Origin of the sequence: Croceitalea marina (assembly GCF_042684265.1) — a bacterium.
GTDB classification, from domain to species: domain Bacteria; phylum Bacteroidota; class Bacteroidia; order Flavobacteriales; family Flavobacteriaceae; genus Croceitalea; species Croceitalea marina.
The window spans coordinates 42,269-68,019 of record NZ_JBHULB010000014.1; the positions used below are offsets into that span (position 1 = coordinate 42,269).

Annotated in this window: 23 protein-coding genes; 20 read left to right on the top strand and 3 right to left on the bottom strand. The window is 35.7% G+C overall.

Annotated elements, in window-relative coordinates:
• The first annotated feature begins 3 nt into the window (after positions 1-3).
• From ACFSQJ_RS10930 to ACFSQJ_RS11010, 17 genes are all read left to right on the top strand, one after another.
• Complete coding sequence (locus ACFSQJ_RS10930) at positions 4-1,806, top strand: S41 family peptidase (protein WP_377766983.1); 1,803 nt, start codon at positions 4-6, stop codon at positions 1,804-1,806.
• Entirely contained in the window at positions 1,793-2,080 is a 288-nt protein-coding gene (locus tag ACFSQJ_RS10935; protein ID WP_377766984.1) for a DUF1272 domain-containing protein, read from the top strand. Before ACFSQJ_RS10930 ends, ACFSQJ_RS10935 begins: the two co-directional genes overlap by 14 nt.
• Complete coding sequence (locus ACFSQJ_RS10940; protein ID WP_377766985.1) at positions 2,077-2,553, top strand: hypothetical protein; 477 nt, start codon at positions 2,077-2,079, stop codon at positions 2,551-2,553. Before ACFSQJ_RS10935 ends, ACFSQJ_RS10940 begins: the two co-directional genes overlap by 4 nt.
• Positions 2,550-2,906, top strand: coding sequence for a nuclear transport factor 2 family protein (locus ACFSQJ_RS10945; protein WP_377766986.1), 357 nt, complete (start codon positions 2,550-2,552; stop codon positions 2,904-2,906). Before ACFSQJ_RS10940 ends, ACFSQJ_RS10945 begins: the two co-directional genes overlap by 4 nt.
• Positions 2,907-2,953: 47 nt before the next feature.
• Entirely contained in the window at positions 2,954-5,587 is a 2,634-nt protein-coding gene (locus ACFSQJ_RS10950) for a DUF5916 domain-containing protein (protein ID WP_377766987.1), read from the top strand.
• A gap of 3 nt (positions 5,588-5,590) precedes the next feature.
• Positions 5,591-6,046 carry a GNAT family N-acetyltransferase gene (locus tag ACFSQJ_RS10955; protein WP_377766988.1) on the top strand — a complete coding sequence of 152 codons (456 nt, stop codon included), beginning with the start codon at positions 5,591-5,593 and terminating at the stop codon, positions 6,044-6,046.
• A 35-nt stretch (positions 6,047-6,081) separates the two neighbouring features.
• Complete coding sequence (locus tag ACFSQJ_RS10960; protein WP_377766989.1) at positions 6,082-8,631, top strand: M1 family aminopeptidase; 2,550 nt, start codon at positions 6,082-6,084, stop codon at positions 8,629-8,631.
• Between the two features lie 2 nt (positions 8,632-8,633).
• Positions 8,634-9,452: a CPBP family intramembrane glutamic endopeptidase gene (locus tag ACFSQJ_RS10965; protein WP_377766990.1), complete on the top strand. Its 819-nt coding sequence runs from the start codon at positions 8,634-8,636 to the stop codon at positions 9,450-9,452.
• Positions 9,449-9,967, top strand: coding sequence for a hypothetical protein (locus ACFSQJ_RS10970; protein ID WP_377766991.1), 519 nt, complete (start codon positions 9,449-9,451; stop codon positions 9,965-9,967). The genes ACFSQJ_RS10965 and ACFSQJ_RS10970 overlap by 4 nt, the downstream gene beginning before the upstream one ends.
• 31 nt (positions 9,968-9,998) lie before the next feature.
• Positions 9,999-10,646 carry a hypothetical protein gene (locus ACFSQJ_RS10975; protein ID WP_377766992.1) on the top strand — a complete coding sequence of 216 codons (648 nt, stop codon included), beginning with the start codon at positions 9,999-10,001 and terminating at the stop codon, positions 10,644-10,646.
• 749 nt (positions 10,647-11,395) lie between these two features.
• Positions 11,396-12,178 carry a helix-turn-helix domain-containing protein gene (locus ACFSQJ_RS10980; protein ID WP_377766993.1) on the top strand — a complete coding sequence of 261 codons (783 nt, stop codon included), beginning with the start codon at positions 11,396-11,398 and terminating at the stop codon, positions 12,176-12,178.
• 96 nt (positions 12,179-12,274) lie between these two features.
• Positions 12,275-13,408 (top strand): nuclear transport factor 2 family protein, encoded by a 1,134-nt coding sequence (locus ACFSQJ_RS10985; RefSeq protein ID WP_377766994.1) that lies wholly within the window; start codon positions 12,275-12,277, stop codon positions 13,406-13,408.
• Positions 13,405-15,117: a serine hydrolase domain-containing protein gene (locus ACFSQJ_RS10990; protein WP_377766995.1), complete on the top strand. Its 1,713-nt coding sequence runs from the start codon at positions 13,405-13,407 to the stop codon at positions 15,115-15,117. The genes ACFSQJ_RS10985 and ACFSQJ_RS10990 overlap by 4 nt, the downstream gene beginning before the upstream one ends.
• Before the next feature lie 49 nt (positions 15,118-15,166).
• Positions 15,167-15,625: a hypothetical protein gene (locus ACFSQJ_RS10995; RefSeq protein WP_377766996.1), complete on the top strand. Its 459-nt coding sequence runs from the start codon at positions 15,167-15,169 to the stop codon at positions 15,623-15,625.
• A 124-nt stretch (positions 15,626-15,749) separates the two neighbouring features.
• Positions 15,750-17,591, top strand: a complete 1,842-nt coding sequence (locus tag ACFSQJ_RS11000; protein WP_377766997.1) for a serine hydrolase domain-containing protein — start codon at positions 15,750-15,752, stop codon at positions 17,589-17,591.
• 22 nt (positions 17,592-17,613) lie between these two features.
• Complete coding sequence (locus ACFSQJ_RS11005) at positions 17,614-19,497, top strand: serine hydrolase (RefSeq protein WP_377766998.1); 1,884 nt, start codon at positions 17,614-17,616, stop codon at positions 19,495-19,497.
• A 48-nt stretch (positions 19,498-19,545) separates the two neighbouring features.
• Entirely contained in the window at positions 19,546-20,079 is a 534-nt protein-coding gene (locus ACFSQJ_RS11010) for a hypothetical protein (RefSeq protein ID WP_377766999.1), read from the top strand.
• A 164-nt stretch (positions 20,080-20,243) separates the two neighbouring features.
• Here the strand turns inward: ACFSQJ_RS11010 and ACFSQJ_RS11015 are convergent, their stop codons facing one another.
• The 3 genes from ACFSQJ_RS11015 to ACFSQJ_RS11025 form a co-directional block, all read right to left on the bottom strand.
• Positions 20,244-20,420: a hypothetical protein gene (locus ACFSQJ_RS11015; RefSeq protein WP_377767000.1), complete on the bottom strand. Its 177-nt coding sequence runs from the start codon at positions 20,418-20,420 to the stop codon at positions 20,244-20,246.
• A 113-nt stretch (positions 20,421-20,533) separates the two neighbouring features.
• Entirely contained in the window at positions 20,534-20,761 is a 228-nt protein-coding gene (locus ACFSQJ_RS11020) for a CDGSH iron-sulfur domain-containing protein (protein WP_377767001.1), read from the bottom strand.
• A 66-nt stretch (positions 20,762-20,827) separates the two neighbouring features.
• A complete protein-coding gene (locus tag ACFSQJ_RS11025; protein ID WP_377767002.1) occupies positions 20,828-21,571 on the bottom strand; it encodes a sulfite exporter TauE/SafE family protein in 744 nt (247 codons plus the stop codon).
• A 111-nt stretch (positions 21,572-21,682) separates the two neighbouring features.
• Here ACFSQJ_RS11025 and ACFSQJ_RS11030 point away from each other — a divergent pair, with 111 nt between their 5' ends.
• The 3 genes from ACFSQJ_RS11030 to ACFSQJ_RS11040 all read left to right on the top strand — a co-directional run bounded on the left by ACFSQJ_RS11030 (position 21,683) and on the right by ACFSQJ_RS11040 (position 25,745).
• Entirely contained in the window at positions 21,683-23,494 is a 1,812-nt protein-coding gene (locus ACFSQJ_RS11030; RefSeq protein ID WP_377767003.1) for a sodium:solute symporter family protein, read from the top strand.
• A 7-nt stretch (positions 23,495-23,501) separates the two neighbouring features.
• A complete protein-coding gene (locus tag ACFSQJ_RS11035; RefSeq protein WP_377767004.1) occupies positions 23,502-24,587 on the top strand; it encodes an acyltransferase family protein in 1,086 nt (361 codons plus the stop codon).
• Between the two features lie 132 nt (positions 24,588-24,719).
• Positions 24,720-25,745, top strand: a complete 1,026-nt coding sequence (locus tag ACFSQJ_RS11040; protein ID WP_377767005.1) for a sensor histidine kinase — start codon at positions 24,720-24,722, stop codon at positions 25,743-25,745.
• The last annotated feature ends 6 nt before the right edge of the window (positions 25,746-25,751 follow it).

The following is a 25,751-nucleotide window of genomic DNA, read 5'->3' on the forward strand; positions in this document are numbered from 1 at the left end:
ATCATGAAAATTTTGTTACGATTAGATAGTTTATTAATAGCCATTTTACTCTGTGGAGCAGTATTACAATGTTCATCCCAAGAAAGTCGAGTGAGCTTCTTATTAAAAAAAGCCCCAGATGTTAAAGGCTACCGATTAGGTATTAGAGGAAGTCAAGAACCTCTTTCTTGGGACAAAACTATTTTTCTTGAAAATAACAGTATTGAAATTGACTTTTCAAAATCTGATGAAATATTAGAATATAAATACGTGCTTGATAGTGGCACAGATGTAAAATGGGAAGGAATACAAAATCGAGATCTGCAATTCAATAATGCCAGTTTATCGGTAAAAGATATTTGGAACAAAGAAACACCTGTTGACATCACTTCTATAAAAGACATTTCCTCAAAAGAGTTGTTGGAAGACTATAAACTTTTGGAAGAAATGGTGTTGAACGTGCATCCTGGAACGTATCGATACCGTACGGAAGCAGAGATAATGGGTTTATTGGAAGAATTGAAGCTTGCGTTTAAAGATTCGTTGTCTGTCGGAGAAGCTTATTTGGTAATGTCAAAGGTAACTGCATCTATACAATGCGACCATACCATGGTATCTTTTTACAATCAGAACAAATATGTCAACACGGTAATTCACGAACAATCTGATAAACTGCCGTTTACCTTTAAATGGTTCGATGGGAGAATGATTATTGATATGAGTGCCTCTAATGGGCAAGATTTAAAAAGAGGTGTTGAGGTACTAAGGATTAATGATGCTCCTGTCTCGAAAATTCTTTCATCTTTACTTCCGTATGTCGCTGCAGATGGAGCTACCGACAAGAATAGAATTCGCAAACTAGAAATAGATGGCTTTGATTTTAGATACAATGCATTTGATGTTTTTTACCCCCTTAAATACATAACTAATGACAACAAATATAAACTGAGAATAATTGTTAACGGAACCGAAAAGGAAGTTGTTGTAAATGGGATTCATCGTGAAGAACGTGCTGAAATACTTAAAAATAAGTATCCAAATTTTCCCCAAACAAGTGATGATATGTGGAGGTTTGAAGTGAAAGATAATATCGGAATACTTACACTTAATTCTTACAACTTGATGGGGTGGAAATCAATGACAATTGACTATAAAAAATTTCTTAGCAATGCCTTTTTGAGTCTTAAGAATAAAAATGTAAAAAACCTAATCATTGATATTCGAAAGAACGAAGGAGGTATAGATGAGATGAAAGACGAGTTGTTTTCATACCTGCCATTTGACCGTACATCGGTGAAGTTATTTCCTAGGGAAGGAAGGACCCGGTTTTTACATTTTCCGAACTCACTTAAGCCCTATGTAAAAACTTGGGAAGAAAATCCTTGGTATTATAATTTAAAAGAAGAATCAAAAGAGGGTATCTATTATGTTTTCTATGAAGATATAAAAAAACGACTGCCGCTCTTATCTAAAGAGGCAGTCTTTAAAGGAAATGTGATTTTACTTACAGGTTCAATAAATAGTTCATTGGCATTTTACACGGCTCGAGATTTTCGACAATATAAAATTGGAAGGAGTATCGGTGAAGAAACTGGAGGTAATCGTAATGAAATTAATGGCGGGCCAATACTCTTTTTGACCCTACCAAACAGCGGAATTGAAATTGATTTTCCGATTATGGGAGCTTTTTCTAAGCAAAGGCTCCCAAATACTGGTATAATCCCAGACTATGTGATAAGGGAATCAATAGAACAGTTTAAAAATGACCATGATGTTGTGATGAAAAAAGCAAGCGAATTAATAGAAACAGACTATGCTGGAAATTAGACCAAATTGTGAACAGTGTGGCAGAAAGTTGCCAAATACAAGCACAGAAGCAATGATTTGCTCTTTTGAATGTACCTATTGTGCAGATTGTGTGACTTTATTTGAAAATGTATGCCCAAGTTGTGGGGGTAACTTTCAGCCCAGACCAATCAGGCCGAAAAAAATGGTGGAACGTTATCCTGTGTCTGCTGAAAAAGTCCTAATCAAAAAGGAAAGTTCATTAATAAATGAAATGAAAAAGAAATACCTAACCTTAAAACCAGAAGAACGATGAGTGCTGTATTCCAGACCTATAAATCGAGAAAAATCACGTTTGATACGTGTATGAACATAAATGACTGGACGATTAAGGTATATATTATAACCAATAGGAGTGAATTTGAAAGCAATGGAATTTTGAAAAATAGTAAAAACCATCTACCGGTATGGCTAAAGAGAATTGAAAACTCTACACTGCCCACTTACAAACATGCATTTCTTATAGTGCATGAGGCAAGAGAAGGAGTTTGGATTTTACTGAACTGGTGGACAGGAGGCGAAATGATAGAGACAAAAGTGTTTTTTACAAGTTTTGACTCTGCTGAGATTATTACCGATTCGCCTTACAATACAAATTCCCTGCTCTGTGTCTGGGAGTTGGAAGTTTTTGCGCACGAAAGATCATCCTGGATTGAGCATATTTTGTCTAAACCCAACAATCCCGATTATTTGGCTTATACCTCCGATACATTATGCGAAAAAGTATGACAAAAGAACGTTTACTGGCTTTCACCAAAGCTTGGTCTCATGGCGATGTAGGCAAGGTATTACATTTTTTCACCGAAGATTGTGTCTACAGACCATCGGTAACAAATGGACTTACTGAGCGGTTTATAGGAAAAAAAGAAGTCGAAAAGGCAATAAAAAATATGATACAATTTGACAATTCTAGGTCTTCTAAAGTGAGTAATATTCAAATCTTTGGAGACTTTGGATTTTGGGAGTGGGAATATATCACAAATAAAAATGAATGTATTGTAGGCTGTGATGTGTTCAAGTTTAGAAATGAAGATATCGTTGAAAAAAATGCATATCGAAAAGTAAAAACTAAAACAGATTAGATAGTAAGGGTTAATTAAAAAATCGTAAAACGTTAAAAATCAATTATATGCAAAAAAAAATGTTTTTTGCACTGGGGATATTCAGTCTTATTTTTAAAATATCGGCTGCACAAGACACCATTCCAAAACGCATATACAATACAACTTATTTGGTTTCAGAGGATAGACCGAAAATTGATGGTATCATCAATGATTTAGCCTGGAATCTGGTAGATTGGAGTGGGAATTATGTAGAATGGAGTCCAGATGAGAACACGCCCCCATCGCACCCAACCAAACTAAAAATTCTATATGATGACAAAAGCCTTTACGTTGCGTTTCGATGCTATGATGAGGAACCCGGTAAAATAGTTAGTAGGCTTTCGAGGAGAGATGGTTTTGATGGGGATTGGGTTGAGATAAATGTTGGAAGCTTAGGAGACTTGCGAACGGCCTACTCTTTTACTTTGTCCGTTTCTGGTGTCCAGGGAGATGAATATATAACCAACGATGGTCAGAATTGGGACAATACCTGGAACCCCATTTGGTATGCAAAGACAAACATAGATGATGAGGGATGGACAGCCGAGATTCGAATACCCCTTAGTCAAATACGTTTTGGAAAAGCCGAAGAACAAATTTGGGGAATCCAATCTACAAGAAGGTTTTTCAGAAAAGAAGAGCGTTCCGTTTGGCAGCGAACACCTCAGAATGCACCCGGATGGGTCAGTAGTTTTGGAGAGCTCCATGGATTAAAAAATCTAAAACCCCAGAGACAGTTAGAGATTCAGCCTTATGCTGTGGTTTCTCAAAATGAGTTGGGAAGAAAAAGTAACAATCCACTAATAAAAGACAGCGAAACAAAATTAAATGCTGGTCTTGACGGTAAATTAGGGGTGACAAACGACTTGACTTTGGACTTTACTATAAATCCCGATTTTGGACAAGTAGAGGCAGACCCATCGGCCATAGCGTTGGATGGTTTCCAAATTTTCTTCCTAGAACGTCGTCCATTCTTTATTGAGAACAAAAATATCTTTGATTATGCGTTTTCGAGTTCTGTAAACGGAGGGCGTACTTTTGGTTTTGATAATCTTTTTTATTCTAGGCGAATTGGGAGGGCACCCCAAGGATTTCCCAGCTTACAAGATGGTGAGTTTAGCAAACAGCCCAATATTTCGACAATACTTGGTGCGGCAAAATTCAGTGGTAAAACTAGGGATGGATGGTCTCTAGGAGTTTTGGAAGCGGCCACTACCAAGGAAGTCGCAATAATTACAGACGGTACTTCAGAAAGGGAAGAAACTGTTGAACCATTTACGAACTATCTGGTTACCCGAGTGCAGAAAGATTTTAATAACAACAACACCTTTATCGGAGGAATCTTCACGGCAACCAATCGCAGTCTGACCGACAACCTTGATTTTCTGCATAAGTCAGCCTATACCGGAGGCATTGACATTACGCATAACTGGAAAAACAGAACGTATTATATGAAAGGGAATTTAATCTTTAGCTCTGTATTAGGAACTGAAAATGCCATAAATCGAACGCAACGGTCTATTACCCACTTGTTTCAACGAGAAGGTACTGACCACATAAATATAGATCCCGATGCCACTTCACTAATAGGAACTGGTGGAAATGTTCAAATTGGTAAAGGAGCAGGGAATCTGCTTTTTCAAACAGGTATTACGTGGCGTTCTCCTGAATTGGAGCTCAATGACATTGGGTTTCAGTTGAGAGCAGATGATTTTCGATATTATGGCTGGTTGGGTTATCGAACCACAAAACCACTGAAGTCCATGCGTTCTTGGAGGGCAAATTACAGTCACTTTGCTGCATTTGATTTTGGAGGTAATCTTAATGAATTGATTTTTAATAGCAATACCTGGTTGAATCTTAAGGACAACACTTGGCTGAATGGTTTTGTGGATTTTAAGCCTGTCAATTACAATAATTTCTTGTTACGCGGTGGCCCTCGATTCAGATTGCCTTTTGAATTTGCCTTGGGAGGAAGTTTAGCGTCGGATAGCCGGAAGAAGCTTCGTTTTGGCGCTAATTTTTCTATTCGACGAATGGATGAAAGTGCCCTAAACCGTTTTTCACTGGGAGGGTCAATCACTTACCAGCCCACCAATGCCTTAACGGTTTCGCTGTTTCCCTCGTACACAAAATCCAGGGATAAGTTGCAGTATGTAATTACAGCAAGTTTTTCGGATGATAACAGATATGTTTTAGGAACCGTAAATCAGGAGACGCTCAATTTTCCCTTACGTATAGATTATATATTAACGCCTACTTTAAGTATACAATATTGGGGGCAACCGTTCATCTCACAGGGCACCTATAATGATTTTAAGTTTGTCAATGACCCACTTGGCAACAATTTAAATGAAACGGTAGCTGCTTTTACCCAAGAGCAAATTGAATTTGACTCCGGTGCTTACCTCATAGATGAAAATACTGATGGTACTACAGATTATAGTTTTTTTCAACCAGACTTTGCTTTTATCCAATGGCGGTCAAATATGGTATTGCGTTGGGAATATATTCCAGGTTCTGAGCTCTACTTGGTCTGGAGCCAGGATGCATCGAATTTTGGGGATTTCAGTAATGCCTTAACAACAAATTTGAGAAATAACATAAGGGATGTCAACAATATTTTTTTAGTAAAACTCACTTATAGATTTATAAGATAAAACATGAAAATAAAAGGCAAAATACGATTTGCAAGCAGTCAAGATATGCCCCAACTAGTAGAGCTCTGTAACCTTCACGCAATTTTTGAAAATTCGGAATATCAAAAACAAGGAAAATCAGCGAAACTAGAGAAAGACTTGTTTGGATCAAGTCCCAAACTGTATTGCCTTGTGGTTGAAAATGAAAAGAAACTCTTGGGGTATGCCACCTATATGAAACAATATGCCACTTGGGATGCTTGCGAATACATCTACATGGATTGTCTTTTTATCAAGGAACTTGCAAGGGGTTTGAGATTCGGAGAAAAACTGGTTAAAAGAATAAAACAGGAAGGAGCAAAAGCAGGTTGTGAAATGATACAATGGCAAACTCCAGATTTTAATACAAGAGCCATAAAATTTTACCGAAGAATTGGAGCGACTTCCAAGTCCAAAGAACGATTTTTCTTGAAGATATGATATCTAAATCTGTAAAAACGAAAATTCTCACTATTATGAAACAGTTATTTATTGTTTTGAGCTTTCTTTTATTATTATCCTGTGGTCAAACATATGACGGAGATAATGATTCTGGAAAGATAGATGTCACACACCAGATTTTAAATATCGAAGTTCATCCAGAACAATATGTAACAGGAGAAACTACTTTATTTCTTTCTATTAACTCTGATTTATCTGAATTTAGTTTAAGCGCTGCAGAAATGGATATTCTCTCAGTAGAGTTAAATGAAAATACAGTTAAACATGAACTTGATAGAAAAGAGTACAAATTACAAATAAAACCAGATAGACCATTAGAAGCAGGTAAAGAAGCAGTCGTAAAAATTACTTATAAAGCCTATCATAAAAATCAATCAGACCCAGCCAATATTTGGGGAAGTTTTGGCAAAGGAGTTCGTTACTTTAAACCAACTAAGACCGAGAAAGAACGGCGTAATCAGGCTTGGGCTTTTGGTGAAGCAGAATCCAGTAAATATTGGTTTCCTTGTAATAATGACCCTTCAGATTTAAGAACAACCGAGATAACCATAAAAGGCTTTTCTGGAGTGCTTTCGAATGGGCGTTTAGTGAACACAATAAAACATCCTGATGGTGTTGAAGTAACCTACAAAGAGGATATACCATATGCCGCTTATCAAACTTTTTTTGTAGTTGGTGATTACCATAATTATCAACAATCCTATGAAGATGTAATACTGAACAATTATGGTTATCCTGATGAAAAGACTGGTACAAAAGAAAGTGTTATTAGTCTGCCAGATATGATGAAATACTTTTCTGAATATACAGGCACAAAATACCCTTATGAAACATACTCTCAGATATTTGTTCAGGATTTTGCGGGCTGGAAACCAGCTTTGGCAACTTCAATCATCACCGAAAACATGGTAGATGATAAAACGACACATGAAGACTTTTTATATGGATGGGATTTGACCCAAGGTGAGGCTCTGGCAGCACAATGGTTCGGCAATTACTTAAAACCAAAAACTTGGAATGACATTTGGTTGAGCAAAGGATTTTCAAGATACTTCTCTGGCCTTTATACCAAACATGCTAATGGGGAAACGGAATTTCTTACCTATCTACTTTCTCCTGACTTGTTTGCTTATTTAGGTGATTGGAATTCTGGAACCAACACTCGCGTTGTTCAGGATTCTATACCAGATTTAGACAGTTTTGTAAATAGCAATGCTCCTTATGCAAAAGGGGCAAGAGTATTGCACATGTTGCGGAAAGAACTGGGAGAGGAGAAATGGAAAGAGGTCATCAAGACCTATGTCAAAGACCATGGCAATAAACTAGTAACAACAGCAAAGCTAATTGAATCTGTGAACAAGGTTTCCAATAAGCCTATGGATTGGTTCTTCAAACAATGGGTTTTTGAAGTAGGTCATCCGAAATTTAAAATAGACTATGATTACGATGAGGCGAGCCAAGAATTTACGCTTAACATTCACCAGAATCAAAAAGTTGATTCTATTGTTCATGGTAGAAAAATACCATTTTTTAAAGGTAAAATGCTTGTTGAAATTGATGATGGGATTAAAGATATTCTGATAGAGCCCAAATCAAAAAACTCATATGTCTTTTCACTAAGTCAAGCACCAAAACTTATCAATATTGATTTTGAAGATACTTGGATAAAGGAAATTGAACCCTTGAAAAAGAGTACGGATCAACTTCTGGCTGAACTCATAAACAGCAAAGATGGATTACATAGAGTTACGGTCATGCGAAGGTTGGCCAATATGGCATTAAAAGATAGTACCGGGCAACAAACCCAATCAAAAATCAAAAATGCACTATTAGATAGGGCTGTTAATGAAAAGTATTGGAGAATGCGGGTAATAACTACAGGTCAACTTGCACGACTTTTTCCATCAGATGTTAATGGAATGATTTCTTTGGATAGTGAAACTGAAAAGGTCTTATTACAATTAGTTGAAAGAGAAGAATCATGGGCAAAAGCCTGGACTATTAATTTTCTTGGCAATACCAGAGATAAGAAATATGTGCCCATATATCTAAAGGGGCTTTCAGATTATAGCGACAGAGTAGTGTTTATGTCTGCTATTGCCTTGGGAAAAAGCAAAGATGCTCGAGCATATGATGCCTTAATGCAATTGCCCCAAAAACCCTCTTGGAAAAATCAAAGTCTTATTAGCTCAATGTATGGTCTTAAAGAACTACAAGATCACCGTGCCTATGATTTTGTACTAAGTACTTTAGTAGATTCCGAAAAACCTCATTGGAATTTAGGCACTCCGATTTGGGACCATAGGTTGGCAGCTGCAAATACCTTAGTCGCCTTGGAAAGAGTTGAGCAGGGATATGATTTAGTGTACAAAAACTACAAAGATGCATTAGCTAATAATAATATCAACGATATTTTTTATAACACTCAATTGATATCGGTTCTGGGCGACTCAAGAGGAATAAAAGTGTTTGACGAACTAAACCAAAGATTTAAGGGTGATGAAAACGCATTGACCGCAATTGAACAATTAAAGAAAGCATTTGAGAGCACTATTAAAAATTGATTATGAAAACGAAAGTTAAATTTCCAAATCTATGGCATTCCATTATTATAACAATAGTTATGAGTGTGCTGGTTATTATTGCGGTAATCATGCAAACAATGATAAAACCATATTTAAAAATAGATAGAGAGCTTTTAAGACTTTTAACTTATATAATAGCACTAATACCTGTTGCATTATTGTGTTTTATTATTTGGAAGAAATTAAACATTGGTGTCTCGAACTTTGAAAATCTAAAATTTAATTTTTGGTCGGTTCCATTGGTTTCTATAGGTGCTTTTTTAACGATGCTAATCACTTCTCAGCTTAGCACTGTTGTACCAATGCCAGATAGTGTTAAAAATCAAATACTAGAAATGATGGACGAATATAGTATCTGGTCATTTCTATTAATGGTCATATGTGCTCCTTTCTTAGAAGAGTATATTTTTCGAGGGGTTATATTAAGAGGACTTTTATTTAGAATGAAACCAATTTTGGCAATTATAATTTCTAGTATTCTATTTGGTATGGCGCACCTTAATCCTTGGCAATTTATAGGCGCATTTTTTATTGGAATTTTTTCAGGATGGCTGTATTATAGAACAAAGAATTTACTATTATCAATTCTGGTACATTTTATCTGCAACCTATTTGGATATCTTACTCGAGTGTACTTAAGCCGAAATCCTGAAATGATTTCCTGGGATAATGTCTACTCTATTTTTGGGTTGGAAGAAACTTTGCCATATACATTACTAAACCTATTTATACTGGTGACTATCATAATTGTTCTGAATCGCAATCTTAAAAAAGAAACTTGCAAAATCAAAAACATATGAAAGCAAAGAAACTATTATTTGTAATAATGCTATTGGTGTCTACTTTATGTTTAGCGCAACATAATTCATCAATTGTTTATGAAGCTGATAAAAATGGCAAAGTATTAAAAGGGAATTTGAAAAAATTACTTGAACATGTACAAAATGGGAGGTCCGTTAGAGTTGGTTGGATGCTCCCAATTATGAACCCAAAAACAAATGAGAGAACCGATATGTGGCATTGGACAGATGCTGGTTTTATAACGGTATTGAATGGTCATGTGTTTGCCCAAATACATGGTATTTTTCAGCAAGGACCTGGGTTTGAAAACCCTCCCTCTGTCTTTTTGGCGTCAGACAAACCCGACTCGTGGGTAGCAATACTTGGTACTACTGGTGTAATGAGACAAAAATTCACTCAAAATGAAAAGATGGTAGAAGCTTTAAAGAACTCGGGATTTACAGACGAACAAGTGAAAGAAGAATTAAAAAAAATGGAGATAATGAAACTTAGGACAAGATGGGTTGTTCAATAAATCTTATACTCAATTCTTGGCACAGATTAATATGAAAAGATTGAATTCTTTATTGTTTGCAATTATAGTTGGTTTGTCATTTATTTTCTGTGATAAAGAAAATAATATTAACAGGATAGATTTAAATCTCGATGATTTTGAAGCAATCTCTAATCGTTTTCCGTTTGAAGATTTAAAGCCCGATAGTTCTGTAGATTACTGGGAACTGATATATTTTATTGACAATCGTGCAGAAGTTTTACTTAGTTCAGGGGTAAAATGTCAAGGAGCTCTTGAACAGGAAGAATGTATTATTCGATTTGATAAATTTACTAACCCAAGTGATGGCTTCGCCATTGATTGCTTACCTGATTTTTGTTTCTATTTTGTGAAGTACACTCTTGAAGAGACTACGACAGTAGCAACAAAAACTGATGAAATTATTAGATTCTTAGGGTCGGTAGACTCAAACGCCGATGCGATTCTTATAGCATTTTCAAAAGGGTATAAATTTAGCACTGAAAATGTAGAAATCGGTGGAATTCGTGAAACTCAATTTGGCTATGAGCTTTTAGTTACAAAGCTAATCAACACCTGCAACCCGCTAAGAATTGATAGGTTCCATTTGCAAATAACTACAGATGCTGAAGTCACAGTAATAAATAGCGAAGTATACGATACCTCAGATGATTGTATATAAAACCTATTAGTGAATAGTCCAGAGAAATTGAAAAGTTCAAATGGCGTTCTAAATTTCGAAAATTATAATTATTAAACCTTGCCGAAAGGTAGATAAACTCAATAAAAAGTTAATTTCAAATGTATATTTAGATACAATTAGGATATTTTGCAATATGGTTGCTACAATAATCTATAATTACTAATAAGTTCATTTAAAATCCAATGTAATTTTGGTGAGCAATCAAATTTATTGATTTACAAATACCTAAAAATAAACCGTTTTCAGGCTTTTTCATTTTTATTGGTCCAGTTACACAGATGCCAAAATACATTTCTCTTTTAACGAATCTCCATCCCTCCTTCCAATAGAAACTTTATCGCCATCGCTTTCAGCACGGTTGTATTGAATTGCGCGTATTTTGAACTATTTTGGAAAAACACCTGCTAATGGTCAGCTACACAATTGAAAGATACATCAACGTCATTATTGTTTATATTTAAGTCGTGAATCTTGAACAGCAAAGTATTTTAATTTTTAGTGCCCTTGGCGCTTTTAATGGACTTCTTTTGAGTTTATACTTTCTTTATTTTAAAAAAGAAAAACGACTTAGCGATTACTTTTTGGGAGCACTGATTTTGATGCTTAGTATACGCACCATAAAATCTGTATTTCTATATTTTAACCCCCATCTTTTTCAGCTTTTCGTCCAAATTGGTCTATCTGCATGTATTTTTATTGGTCCTTTTTATTATCTCTATGTAGTTTCGATGACTAAAAAAGAGCATCGGCTGAAAAAAACATGGTGGTGGTATATATTGCCGTTTCTTGTGCTGATTCTATTCTTGGGCATTCGCTATCCGTACTATGAATATCATAATATTTGGGCCCCTTTTATAAATCTTTTTTACAAACTGTGGTTTTTCTGTATTATCGCCGCAAGTGTTCATATGATTCCTATTGTTAAAAAGTTTTTTAACAATAGCCGGGAAATCGCAGATGAAGAAATTTGGTTATTGAATATTTCCGTAGGTGTTTTCTTGGTGTATTTAGCTTACGACTTTGGAGAGTATACATCATATATTGTTGGGGCATTAACTTTTTCATTCGTTTTTTATATTACCATTTTACTCTGGGTGTTTCGCCGAAATAAGAAAGCAATTGCTGCCGATTTACCTATTAAATATGCAAATTCAAGCATTTCGGAAGCTGAGGCCTCAAGGTTGATTGAAAAGCTCGACACCATTATGGAAAGCGAAAAGCTATATCTTGACCCGAAACTTACCTTATCAAAACTTAGTGAACGGTTAGAGGTTAAAAGAAAATCACTTTCTCAGTCCATCAATCAGATAAAAGGGTATAATTATTCTAAGTATATCGCCTGTCTCAGGGTTGAGGAGGCCAAAATCATGCTCGCTTCTACAGATAAGAATCACCACAAAATTTCGGCCATTGCATACGATAGCGGTTTCAATAGTACGTCTTCTTTTAATGCCAGCTTCAAAGCGTTTGTTGGTCTTACTGCCAAAGAATACCGTGAATCCTTAAATTAATGCTAATTGATTACCAGAATCATGATTCTGGTAGGATTATCCTTTGCTGTTTTCTTTTTTTGACCAGAAATTAATGAATTGAAATCATCAAATTATATGATTACAAAGAAACTACGCTATCTTGTGTTTTTTGGATACGTTAGTTGCATATTCTCTCAAACCGAAGAAGTAGCAATACATAACGTAATTGACAGTTATGTCCTAGGCACTGCATACAACCAATCCGAAAAAGTTTTATCTGCATTTTTACCTGGGGCCAACATGTTTTTAGACCATAAAGACAAGCCTTTATTCATAATGAAAGTTGAAGAATATGCGAATCGCATTGATGGGTCAAAAGCGGGTCAATTCAACGGAAGGATAACCAATATTTTAAATATTGACCGATTTGGAGGCATTGCAACAGCCAAATTGGAGGTGTTACTACCCGAAGCAAACCTTAGATTTATCGACTATTTATTATTAAAAAAACTGGATGACGGCTGGAAAATCATTAGCAAGACCGCGGGCAGCGAAAATACCGATAAGAATGGTGAAAAGGTGCTTTTAGTTGTTTCGAACGTATCAAAACAAGGAGATTCTGAACTGCCGGCAGGTAATAGTTTTTCAGAAGTGGTTGTGGCTTACGATGAATATAAAAAGGCAGGGTACCATGTAGATGTAGTTAGCCCTAAAGGCGGAAAAATCCCACTGGCTTATATAAATCCCGCAGATAGCCTGCAGCTACAATATTTGTATGACACTGATTTTATATATGCCATTTCACATACCCAAAAACCAGAAGAAATAAGCCCTGATGACTATGTTGTTCTTCAATTTACCGGAGGTAGTGCCCCTATATTTGATATTCCCCAAAATATTGAACTCCAAGATATCGCTATGAAAATCTATGAAAATAACGGCGTAATCGCTGCGGTTTGCCATGGCACGGCGGGTATTGTAAACTTAAAAACTAAAGATGGACAATATCTTATTAAAAACAAAAGGGTAAACGGTGTGCCCGACTCCCACGAGAGCAAACAATTGCCGCACTACGCCCAATACCCTTTTATTATAGAAACACTTTTAAAAGAAAGGGGAGGGAATTTTTATCACTCAAAAATTGGCACTCCGCATATGGAAGTCGATGGTCGTTTGGTAACAGGGCAGAATTCACTCTCTTCAGAGATGGTTACCAGAAAAAGTATCGAAATCAGTAAAAAATTAATCGCTTCGAAATTGATAAAATGATGAAAAAAAATTTTAAAAGATACATCAGCATCATAGCAATCATTATGGTTTCACCGATGATGATTTATGGACAAACAAAAGTTAGTCAAGAACTTGAGCAACAAATCGATTCTATTTTTAGCACTTTTAAAGAACAACCGGGTTGTGCGATAGCTGTTGCAAAAAATGGCAAGACACTATTTCAAAAAGGATATGGCTTGGCAAATATGTCGTATAACATTCCGGTTACTACAGAAACGATATTTGATGTTGCTTCTAACTCCAAACAGTTTACGGCAGCATGTATCTTTCTGCTTGAGCAAGAGGGTAAGTTAGAGATCAATGATCCAATTCAGAAGTATTTACCAGAAATCCCTAATTATCCTCAAGGGGATATCACCATTAAAAATTTAATTCATCATACCAGCGGTGTTCGCAGTTATTTAGCAACCTTACATTCTAAAAATACCTTCTGGGGCGATAGCTTTAACAATGAAGATGCTATTAAAATATTGGCAAGACATAAAGGATTAAACTTTCCTACTGGAACACGCTATTATTATAGCAATACAAACTATGCACTTTTAGCCAGCATAGTAGAAAAAGTAAGCGGCCAATCGCTTGCAGAATATGCTAAAAATCATCTGTTTAAGCCTTTAGGCATGGAGCATACATTTTTTAAGGAAAAGAGAGATACCATCATCAAAAATGTTGCTATCGGCTATGAGTTAAATGGAGAATCTTTTACAGAAAATCATAACTATAATGCTACTGTTGTCGGCGACGGGGGATTGCATACCAACTTGCAGGATTTTGTGCGTTGGAGCGATAATTTAAAAACTGGAAAAGTTGGTGGTGAACAATTTATAAAAAGAATGATTACTCCTGGCAAATTAAATAATGGAGAAGAGATAAGTTATGCAGGCGGACTGTTTTACGAAAATCATTATGACATTGACGGTTTGCCAAGAGTTGCTCATAGCGGAAGTTGGGCGGGATTTCGGTCACTATTCTATAAATTTTTAAATCATGACACCTCTATAATCTTACTTAGTAATAATGCGAATACCAATGTCTGGCAATTACTAGATCAAATAGTGCCTCTTTTTTTAAATGAAGAGATTACTCAGGCAAGGCAGGGCATAAGTGCCAACAGCGGTCATGAAATGGAGCCATTAACACTCACGAACAATCAAAAGAAAAAGTTCATTAGTAAGTATTATAGTACTTTAAATGGTTATTTAAGGGAGATTTCATTAGAAGATAATCGTTTGGTTTATAAGCGCCCCGGGGCCAATCCAGTTCCATTAGTTGCTATAGCTCCGAATGTGTTAATCTATGAGCATACAGCACGGGTGAAGTTTTTATTCGACAAGAATTCGTTCAATTCATTTGTAGTGACCATTAATGACCAAGAACCAATGCCCTATCAAAAATATATTGAGCATACATACAAACAGTCCGATTTGAAACAGTTTGAAAACAACTATTATAATGAAGATGTGGACGAATTTTTTCAAATTGTTGCTGTAGAGAACGAATTACAAGTATTGGTAAAAGGAGCGGAAATTTTCCGTTTGCAGGGCATTGCGGAAGATATATTTACCTCAGAACATTCAGGATATATTCATTTTGAAAGGAATCAAAATAATACAATAACAGGTTTTACCAGATATGATGACCATTTGTATAATTTGAAACACACTATAGTAAAACCTACAAGTAGTTGAGTTTAAGAAAATGAAAGCCAATCGGTCACCTAGTAATTTTCAAACTTGCTTGCTTTGGGTTTGCATAGCCTTCTCAATCTGTACTTCTTGTAAAAAAGAAAGTCGCTCTCTTGAAGTACAGCTGCTTTATAAGAATGCTAAAAATGGAGAAACCCTTTTAGGTTCCAAGGAAAATGTTATTAAGGCAATTAGAGAAGGTGCGGATATTAAAATTGGTTGGCAATCTGTGGGAAAAACAAGAAAAATTGAACATTTAAGTTCACCAATATGGTTAGCGATTTTAAATGAAAAAGAGGTTGTGGCTTACCTTGACCCACAGATTTTTGCCGATACGGATTGGAAGAACCTATCTGCTTCGTATGAAGATTATGAGAATCTGTATGTCGAATGGCGCGTGGTTTTAACCACTTCGGGAAATTTCGATGCTGTTTGGTATAATAGAAAATCAGATTCCGTGGTGCGAAGAGTTCCGCAAAATCATGAAATGACCTGGTTTGCTCGGTTTTAATTGAAAAAATCAACTAATTGAACTGATGCAGTTATGAAATATGTTTTGTTTTACTAATTATTTATTTGAGCGATATAATCATATAGCCCCAATTAATACCACCAGAAAATTAGTACTTAATTCTATGAAAAAATCGTTCACTATAATAATAACACTAATTGCCATAGTATTAGGCTCAACGAATAGTTTTGGTCAAGGTAAAACGGAAATACTGCTTGATAGTCTTGAAAGTTATATTGAAAAGAAACTTATCCCAGGTGCAATGATTGGCATTGTTACTGCCGACAGTACAATCTTTGTGGGTGGTATAGGTTATGCAGATATTCAAAAGAAAGAAAAAGTTACCGAGAAACATTTATTTCGTCAAGGGTCAATTTCTAAATCATTTACGGCGATGGGACTCTATAAATTACTTGGAGATTCACCATATGATTTAAGTACGCCTATAATTGAAATCGATAAGAATATTCCATTTACAAATAAATGGAAAGACAAATCTCCAGTTAGAGTATCGCATCTTTTAGAACACACTTCTGGTTTTGAAGATTTTCATCTTCATGCTATGTACAATACAAAATACAACACTCTTCCGGACATAATTAATTTGGTTAATGACCATAGAAATTCGTTACATTCTAGATGGATGCCAGGGACAAAAAAAGCATATGCAAATCCGAATTATATTCTTGCTGGGCATTTAATTGAAAAGATATCAAATAATTCTTTTACTGAATATGTTGATAGAAACATTCTAAAACCAATAGGGATGAGGTCTTCGGGTTATTTTTTTAATAAACCTGAGGATAAATTATTCGCTCAAGGCTACCAACGAAACGGTAAAATCTTAAATCCTATAGAATTCGCCACAATAAATGGCAGTCCGGCAGGAGACTTTTGTGCAAATGCCGTTGATATGGCCGCATACCTTCAGCACATGATCAAGCGTGACACCTCGGTATTTTCAAAAGAAGAGTTTGAGAGAATCGAAAGTCCCAAGACCAGTATTGCAGCTAAGAATGGATTGATAGTTGGATATGGACTTGGTAATTATTCCATATGGAAAAATGGTTTTCTTTTTCATGGCCATGGAGGGCAAATAGATGGTTTTACCTCACGATATGTTTACTCAAGAGATGCAGGTATCGGAGTGGCGGTGGCAATAAATAGAAACGGAAACGCAAACGAAATCGTCGATGAAATCTTGGAGCAGGTTTTAAGCACTGTAAATAAAATGAATGAGAATAGAAAAATAGTGCCGATTCCAGATTCAATGAAAGACGAATTTTCAGGATTTTACGAATTCAAAAGCCCCAAAAGTAAACTAACGACCTTTCCGGATGATATGCTCGCCGGATTGAAATTAGATTTTCAAAAAGAGAAAGTGATTACAAGGACCTTGTTAGGAAAATCTAAAGACACTTTATATTATGCAGGTAAGAACCAATTCTATTTAAACGATGATGGTGTGCCATCTGTGCTGTTGATAGCTAAAAATTCTGAAAACAAGGTCTTATGGATAAATGATAATTATACAGTGCGGCAATCATGGTTAAAAAGAATTTTTCTTTTTTTTGGCATATTATTATCTGTAGTCTTAGTACTTGCCTTCACATTGTCTAGTTTGATATGGCTAATCAGAAATGGCTTTAGAAAAAACAAAAAAAGCCCAGTCAATCAGCTTACTATTTTTGGAGTTGGCGTCTCATTTATCTTAATTTTTGTTGGTTTTGGTACAACTGCGAGTAATTTAAAATCTTTTTCAGGCATAGACTTCCCCTCCGTACTCACGTATTTGAGCTCATTCACTTTTGTTATCATGTCGGTATTTTCAATTTATAGGTGTTTTAAGTTAACCGGATCTAAGGTCTTTAATGGTTTGTATATACTTACTTCTATAGGAGCGCTATCACTAGCATGGTATTTATGGAGCATTGGCTTTATTGGACTAAAAATGTGGAATTATTAGATAATGCTGAAAATCGAATTCTATGAAAAAAAATGACCTGACTATTTTACAAAGCTTCGGGATTACAGGAATCGTGATTCTTGGAATGCTTTTGTTTAGTCCAGTGAGTTTACTTTTGGGTAATTTTATGGGCAAAGAACTTGCGACACTTATCTACTATCTTTTATCCATAGGAGTACCTTTTTGGATTATAAGCGCCATTCGAAAGAGTAAGACCAATAGCAAGACTTTGAATTTCAAGATTGAAAATAAAAGAATAATTCCTTTCATTATCATTGCGACTGTAGCTTTGCTTTTTGGTCTAATTTCTCCGATTACAAATTTGATTCCAATACCAGAAAGTATTAAACAAGTCTTTTTGTCCTTTAGCAATCAAACAGGAATTTTTGCATTTATCTTAATGGTGTTTGCTGCACCAATTCTCGAGGAATTTATTTTTAGAGCGATTATATTGGATGGTTTACTAAAAAAGTATACTCCGATTACTGCAATTCTAATCTCCAGTTTTCTTTTCGAACTAGTTCATTTAAACCCATGGCAATTTGTAACAGGTTTGGTAATAGGCATTTTTTCAGGATGGGTGTATTATAGAACACAGAGTATCTCATACTCCATAATAATTCATGCGACAGCTAATTTTAGCGGGTATTTGGTCCGATACTTTGTGGACATGGACTCTACCATGAATCAAACGCTAACAGAGCTTTATGGCGGATTATTAAGCCTAGTTTTAGCGATTTGTGGTTCAGTATTACTAGTACTAGTTTGTATCTATTTTTTGAATAAAGAGTTTGCTAAGAGAAAAAGCATAAGCAAAGGAAAAAATAGCATTATTTTATTGATTCTGTATTCCACAATTTCAATTTCTTCGTGCAGTCCAGATGTGAAGTCCGAATTTTCTGAAATTCAGAATTATTTGAATGCCTTAACAACAGAAGATTTTTCAGGAGCAATACTAGTTGCTAAAGAAGATAGTATAATTGACTATAGGGCCTATGGCTATGCAAACATCGAACACAAAATTAAGAATGAGGTACACACTAGATTCAATCTCGCCTCCATTACCAAAATGATAACGGCAGTTGGCGTTTTAAAGCTGTATGATGAGGGTAAAATTTCTTTGGAAGAACCGATTAAAAAATATCTACCAAATTATTCAAATGAAGAAGTTAAAAGCAGTGTTACCATTCATCAACTGCTGTCTCATACTTCAGGACTTAATAATTTCTACACTGAAGAACGGTTTTTAGCAACTGATAAATTGCAGTACAAAAATGTAAGTGACTTTGTTCCACTTTTTGAAAATGACACCCTCTTATTTAAACCTGGTTCAAAGTATCATTATAGTGCATCAGGGTTTGTGTTATTAGGTTTGATTATTGAAGAAGTCAGCGAGCAAAATTACTATGACTATATTAAAAATGCTGTTTTTAAACCTGCACAGATGGAAAACGCCTCGGTATTTGAAATAGATGCAATAACAGAAAACAGAGCTGATGGCTATACTTCTCATTTTGGAGAAATGGAAACGCTTAAGAAAAATGAATCTTACCTTTCAAAAGCGTCCCCGGCAGGATTTCATTATGCTACTGCTGAAGATTTGTTCAATTTTTTAAAGGCATTAAGAAAGGGCAAATTGCTTAAAAAGGAAACGGTAAAACTAATGCATCAACCAAAAACCAAAGGCTACAATACTCATATTGGTTATGGAGTAGACATTGATTCAAGGTATAATCAAAAGATTATCGGCCAAAGCGGAGGTTGGTATGGAATTCACAACGAATTACTCCATTTCACAAAAGACCAATACATGGTAATCATCTTATCGAATCAAGATGATGATGGAAAAAAAGGAGCTTCAGGAGTAAAGAACTTTTTTATCCAATTATTTGCGAAAAAGAACTAAATAATAAACGTGTATTAAAATAAAATCATCAAGAAAATTTTCAGAATTATGCATAAAAACATATTATTTTCAGTAATCTTTTTATTGGTAAGTGTACAGCTGTCAGCTGCTGCTTCAAAAAAATGCTTTCCTTCCATTCAGGTGCAAAACGATTCGACTAGAATCGCCGAACTTGATCGCTATTGGGAACGATTAAATAAAACTGTAATAGAGGGTGATTTTGAAGGGAATAAAGATTGCTTCCATAAAGATGCCGTTATCGTATTTGCGTCAGGAAATAACAAGACTTCTGTGCCAATTTCGACTGCGCTGGAAGGTTGGAAGAAGGGGTTTAAAGATACTAGAGAAGGGAAAATAAAAGTGAATATAGAACTTCGTTTTTCTCAAAGAATTGGAAACGAAACTACTGCTCACGAAACGGGAATATTTGTTTATACGTCTACTGACACCTATACTGGAAACACAGCGAGGTTTATCATTCCTTTTGAAATGCTACTCGTAAAACGTAATAATAAATGGTACGCGATGATGGAATATCAAAAACCATTTGCAACTCAAAAAGAATGGGACGCTCTACAATAGAGAGTATTTGAAAACATAGCACTGGCATACTGAAAATTTCAGAGACGTTTCATTTCTAAGTTGTATGTTCTATTTGAAATGATTAAAGAAAACATTCACATAAAACGAGAGATAATATACTGTATAGAATTATTTGTAACGAACGGAAAGATTATTGTAAATCCTTAAAGCTTCGCGACCGCGTTGTCAAAGTCCGGCAATGCTTCAACAATAGTATTGGTAACTTCTTGGCCAATTTCATCGGCATATTGAGCGTAAACCGTGTAGCCTACAACTAGCATCCCTATAACTAAAGACCAGATAAGGATTCTTGCAGGAAGTAATTTTTCAGAAGCTTTCACGCCAAATTGATTAAGTTGGTTAACTAAAAGTAATCTAAAAAAATTAGATTAACAAATACTTAACAAATCTAATATCTTGTAAAGCAGTCGACTACCCTAAAATAGGGTCCTATTTAAGCATTATGCGTGCCGTCACAGTAGGGTGGATTACTTGTTTTTTTACAAGTACATAAATAGGCTTCTTTGTTTTCTTCAACACTAAAACCCATAGACGGGGTAGCATTATGTGTTCGATGAGAACCATCACAAAAAGGCTGGTTTGTGCTATGACTACAAGTGCACCATGCGTAACGTTTGTCTTTTTCTAAATCAACTTTAATAGGGCTGTAAGAATCACTCATTTCTAATCATTATTATCAACTAAAATTAACGTAAACCTTTCTAAGAATTAAAATAAATAAGACAACTTAGCGTAACAGAATTGCAATCGCCCCAAACGCCGTGACCACCAAAATAAAGATGCGATATTGCTTTTCGTTAATCAACTTCACCAGTTTTACGCCCGTAAAAAGGCCAAATAAAATAGCAGGCACTAATTTTAAATTTATGACTAAGGTTTCTAAAGAGATAGTCTCCCAAACAAATAAATGAAAAGGTAACTTAAAGAGATTGGTAATTAAAAAAAGCCAAGCTGCTGTGCCAACAAATTCGTTTTTAGGCAAGCGCATAGCCAAAAAGAAAAGATTGGTAAAGGCACCTGCGAGATTGCCTATCATTGTGCATATGCCTGCAAAAACACCTGTGCCGCCTGCAAAGGCCCAATGAGTAGGCACTGATTTTGATTTTCGTCTTTCCCAATAAATCAAAATGGCCAGACTTATCATAATCACCACGACCATGCCAATTTTAAATTGCTTCTCGGGCAAATCCTTACCTAGAAAAACTCCGATTAGAATACCAGTGAGCATCCAAGGTAAAAACTTGCGAATGTACTTCCACTGGGTATGTCTATTGTAGTAGATTACGGCAAAAACGTCACCTACCAAAAGCAAGGGCATTATCAGACCTGTAGATTGCTTTGCGCCAAATGCAAGGGCCATAAGGGTTACATTAAAAATAGAGAGGCCTTTGAGCCCGGCTTTTGAAATACCAAGCAAAAAAGAGGCGGTTGCGGCCAACACCCAACCGATTATGGAAACTTCAATATTCATGCTTGGTAGTTAATTCTGATGTTATTGGTGGAACCTGAGTTTAGGTTGAGCGAATCTAAGGCAAAAATATTTTAAAAATCGATATCTTTAAAAATCGACCAAAACCAACTTATGGAACTCAGTACACTTGACTACGGTTTTATTATAATTTTCTTCTCACTTGTTTTAGGAATTGGAATATACGTTTCCAAAAAATCAGGAAAGAATTCTTCAGAATTTTTTCTTTCGGGCCGCACTATGCCTTGGTGGCTTTTGGGTCTTTCTATGGTAGCCACAACGTTCTCTACCGACACGCCCAACTTAGTTACTGATATCGTGAGAACTTCAGGGGTTTCTGGAAATTGGGTTTGGTGGTGTTTTCTATTAACAGGTATGCTCACCGTTTTTGTATATGCCAAGTTATGGAGAAAGTCTAATGTAAAAACGGATCTAGAATTTTATGAGATGCGCTACGGAGGTAAACCAGCGAGTTTTCTTCGAAAGTTTAGATCTATATATCTAGGGGCGCTGTTCAATGTAATAACCATGGCATCCGTTACCTTGGCGGCTATAAAAATAGGCGGTATTATGTTGGGTCTAGAGCCTTGGGAAACCGTTGTCGGAGCAGGACTCATAACGGTAATTTTTAGCGCATTAGGGGGTTTTAAGGGAGTAGTCTATACAGATTTTCTTCTATTTTTTGTAGCCATGGCAGGTGCAATTGGAGCGGCATTTTATTTGGTAAATATTCCTGAAGTGGGAGGCATTGAAGCTTTGATAGCCCACGAGAATGTTGCAGGCAAACTAAATATATTACCTGATTTTGATAATACCAGTGTACTTATAACCATGTTTATTATCCCTATTGCAGTGCAATGGTGGAGTTCTTGGTATCCAGGAGCTGAACCTGGCGGCGGCGGTTATATTGCACAACGAATGTTAGCAGCTAAAAATGAGAATCATGCTATTGGGGCCACGTTCTTTTTTAATATTATGCATTATGCTCTTCGCCCATGGCCATGGATTTTAGTGGCCTTGGCATCTTTGGTGGTTTATCCGGATATTGCTAGTATAGCATCGGCATTTCCTGAAGTGGCTGAAAGTAAATTGGGTCATGATTTGGCGTATTCTGCAATGCTTACAAAATTACCAAGCGGACTTTTAGGAGTGGTTTTGGCTTCATTGGTCGCAGCTTATATGAGCACCATTTCAACACAATTAAATTGGGGTTCTTCTTATATTGTTTTTGATTTTTACAAACAACAGATAAATCCTGATGCGACAGAAAAGCAGATGGTTGTAGTGGGTAGAATCTCTACTGTAATATTGATGGTGCTTAGTGCATTATTAGCGCTAACGCTTCAAAACGCATTCGAAGTTTTTGACCTTTTGGTAACCTTCGGCGCAGGAACGGGATTAGTCTTTATTCTTAGATGGTTCTGGTGGCGTATCAATGCATGGAGTGAAATTACGGCGATGTTTGCTTCTGGAATCATCTCAATTCTATTGGTAAAAACCAGTTTGGGCGACATATTATTTGACCCTATAACGGGAGTTTTGCCAGAATGGGCCAACTATCCTTTTGTGGTGGTGGTCACTACAGCAATTTGGGTGGCGGTTACATTTATGACAAAACCTGAATCTGATGCAACGCTGCGCTCATTTTATAAAAAAATACAACCCGGAGGACCAGGATGGGCAAAAGTGGTTTCAAAAGCAACCAGAGATAATGAGGAGATTAGTACAACTAACGAAAAATGGAGCGTTCCCTCTGGTATTGGCGCAATGTTAATAGGAGTCGTTTTAATTTATAGTATCATGTTTGCCACAGGGTATTGGATTTATGGTGAAACCACATTGGCGCTAACGCTTACGGGCATTGCTATTGTAGCAGCAATTTTATTGGTACGTACTTGGGGTAAAATGAAGACAACTATTTTATAACATAGACATGAAAGACAGGATATTAGCGATTGATATTTTTAGGGGCATGACTATTGTTTTGATGATCTTAGTCAATACGCCTGGTACATGGTCTAACGTATACGCCCCCTTTTTGCATGCAAAATGGCATGGTTATACACCGACCGATTTGGTTTTTCCTTTTTTCTTATTTATTGTTGGTACTTCAATAGTGTTTGCATACCAGAACAAAAAGACAAACGCTGGCACCTACAAAAAAATAGCTATTCGAAGCTTAAAACTGATAGGGTTAGGCCTGTTTTTGGGTGCATTCATGCTAAGCTTTCCATTTATAAAAGACTTTTCAGAGATAAGATTTCCCGGTGTTTTGCAAAGAATAGGGGTGGTTTTCTTTTTCGCTTCGATACTTTTTATAAATCTTGACTGGAAAAAACTTATCGGTGTTTCAGCTATTCTTTTAATAGGATACTGGTTGTTGATGACCTTAGTGCCAGTAAACGGCATAGAATCAACTTTAGACCGTGCGCCTAATAATTTTGCAAACTGGTTAGATGTAAAGGTATTCGGAACCCACAATTACAAACCAGACTATGACCCCGAAGGACTGTTAAGCACAATTCCATCAATTGTAAGTTCGTTGTTAGGAATTTTCACAGGACTAATATTACTGTCAAAACAAAAGAAAAAGGCAACTATTCTATTTGGTCTGGGAGGGTCGCTACTATTAATAGGCCATTTATGGGATTTTGTATTCCCTATTAACAAAGCGCTGTGGACAAGCAGCTTTGTTTTGGTTACCGCCGGTTGGGCCAATGTGGTTTTAGCATTGATTTATTACCTAACGGATGTAAAGAAAATTGAATTTGGTAGTATATTCAAATACGCTGGGGCAAATGCTATTGTTCTCTATTTTTTATCAAGCTGTATCAGCAAGGTAATGGGCCTCATTAAGGTTGGTGAAACCTCTTTACATGGCTGGCTGTTTCAAAATATTTATGTTCAAGAATTTATCTCTTTAGAAACTTCTTCCTTACTTTATGGGTTAAGTGTAGTTGCTTTCTATTGCCTATTGGCGTATGTACTTTATAAGGGTAATGTTTTTATTAAGGTTTAATAATCTTTGAGTATTGAGTTAGGTTATTGTAAATAGAATTTTGCAGACAAATAAACCTAGTTAGCAGAAAGACTTTTTTTAAATATAGAAAATGAATAACTTTTGTATGATTGTTTTCTCTATTCTATAAACATGAAAAAGTCAATTGTTATTGGATTGCATTTTGGTTTTTGGTTCTGTTATTTGGTATTGACTATAGTGCTGTTATCTCTTTCTTTAAAAGGCGAAGAGAATTCTGTTGTAGACAAAGCAACGGTAAGGGTTATTTACTTCGCCATTATTCCGTCTATCATCTCTTTTTACTCCTTTTATTTTCTAATATTCCGTAGTATAAGAAAGAAGCGATTTATACGTGCTATTCTTTACGCAATTGTTACTTCAATTGGGGCTTCGCTAGTAGGCACTGCCTTAATTTACATTTTTCTTGGAGTAGAAAGTTTAACAAGAGCTCAAGAATCGGTTGCTGTAGGTATCATTTTTATTTCATTTGTATGCTTAATAATCGGAATAATGGCCCTAGTAACCAAAGGGTTTTTAAGGTGGTACGAAGAATTAAAATTAAAAGAAGAGTTAAAACAAAAAAATCATGAAATGGAAATGGCTTTGGTGAAATCTCAACTTGACCCACATTTCTTGTTCAATACGCTTAATAATATTGACATTTTAATTTTGAAAGACGCCGCGGAAGCCTCCAAATACCTGAATAAATTATCTGATATCATGCGTTTTATGTTATTTGAAACAAAAACAGATGAAATTTTGCTTTCAAAAGAACTTGAATACATAGAAAAGTACATCGCTCTGCAAAAAATTAGAACAGCAAATTCCAGTTATATAAATTTTGAAATTAAAGGCTCCCCAAAAGGTCGAACCATTGCACCAATGGTTTTTCTTCCATTTATTGAGAATGCTTTTAAGCACACTACAAATAAAAAATTGAACAATGCCATTACCATCATTATTACAATACAGAAAGAAACCGTAAAGTTTGAATGTAAGAACAAGTTAGATCCTAATCGGAAATTAAAACAGGAAAGTCATGGCTTGGGCAATACGCTCATTAAAAAAAGGCTTAGACTTCTTTATCCAGAAAAACACACGCTAGCGGTAGAGAAGACAGACACAGAATATAGTGTAAGCCTATTGATTAAAGGATAGATTGAT

Coding starts and splice junctions, on each gene's coding strand:
- ACFSQJ_RS10930 (WP_377766983.1), top strand. CDS start 4: ATGAAAATTTTGTTACGATTAGATAGTTTATTAATAGCCATTTTACTC.
- ACFSQJ_RS10935 (WP_377766984.1), top strand. CDS start 1,793: ATGCTGGAAATTAGACCAAATTGTGAACAGTGTGGCAGAAAGTTGCCA.
- ACFSQJ_RS10940 (WP_377766985.1), top strand. CDS start 2,077: ATGAGTGCTGTATTCCAGACCTATAAATCGAGAAAAATCACGTTTGAT.
- ACFSQJ_RS10945 (WP_377766986.1), top strand. CDS start 2,550: ATGACAAAAGAACGTTTACTGGCTTTCACCAAAGCTTGGTCTCATGGC.
- ACFSQJ_RS10950 (WP_377766987.1), top strand. CDS start 2,954: ATGCAAAAAAAAATGTTTTTTGCACTGGGGATATTCAGTCTTATTTTT.
- ACFSQJ_RS10955 (WP_377766988.1), top strand. CDS start 5,591: ATGAAAATAAAAGGCAAAATACGATTTGCAAGCAGTCAAGATATGCCC.
- ACFSQJ_RS10960 (WP_377766989.1), top strand. CDS start 6,082: ATGAAACAGTTATTTATTGTTTTGAGCTTTCTTTTATTATTATCCTGT.
- ACFSQJ_RS10965 (WP_377766990.1), top strand. CDS start 8,634: ATGAAAACGAAAGTTAAATTTCCAAATCTATGGCATTCCATTATTATA.
- ACFSQJ_RS10970 (WP_377766991.1), top strand. CDS start 9,449: ATGAAAGCAAAGAAACTATTATTTGTAATAATGCTATTGGTGTCTACT.
- ACFSQJ_RS10975 (WP_377766992.1), top strand. CDS start 9,999: ATGAAAAGATTGAATTCTTTATTGTTTGCAATTATAGTTGGTTTGTCA.
- ACFSQJ_RS10980 (WP_377766993.1), top strand. CDS start 11,396: ATGACTAAAAAAGAGCATCGGCTGAAAAAAACATGGTGGTGGTATATA.
- ACFSQJ_RS10985 (WP_377766994.1), top strand. CDS start 12,275: ATGATTACAAAGAAACTACGCTATCTTGTGTTTTTTGGATACGTTAGT.
- ACFSQJ_RS10990 (WP_377766995.1), top strand. CDS start 13,405: ATGATGAAAAAAAATTTTAAAAGATACATCAGCATCATAGCAATCATT.
- ACFSQJ_RS11000 (WP_377766997.1), top strand. CDS start 15,750: ATGAAAAAATCGTTCACTATAATAATAACACTAATTGCCATAGTATTA.
- ACFSQJ_RS11005 (WP_377766998.1), top strand. CDS start 17,614: ATGAAAAAAAATGACCTGACTATTTTACAAAGCTTCGGGATTACAGGA.
- ACFSQJ_RS11010 (WP_377766999.1), top strand. CDS start 19,546: ATGCATAAAAACATATTATTTTCAGTAATCTTTTTATTGGTAAGTGTA.
- ACFSQJ_RS11020 (WP_377767001.1), bottom strand. CDS start 20,761: ATGAGTGATTCTTACAGCCCTATTAAAGTTGATTTAGAAAAAGACAAA.
- ACFSQJ_RS11025 (WP_377767002.1), bottom strand. CDS start 21,571: ATGAATATTGAAGTTTCCATAATCGGTTGGGTGTTGGCCGCAACCGCC.
- ACFSQJ_RS11030 (WP_377767003.1), top strand. CDS start 21,683: ATGGAACTCAGTACACTTGACTACGGTTTTATTATAATTTTCTTCTCA.
- ACFSQJ_RS11035 (WP_377767004.1), top strand. CDS start 23,502: ATGAAAGACAGGATATTAGCGATTGATATTTTTAGGGGCATGACTATT.
- ACFSQJ_RS11040 (WP_377767005.1), top strand. CDS start 24,720: ATGAAAAAGTCAATTGTTATTGGATTGCATTTTGGTTTTTGGTTCTGT.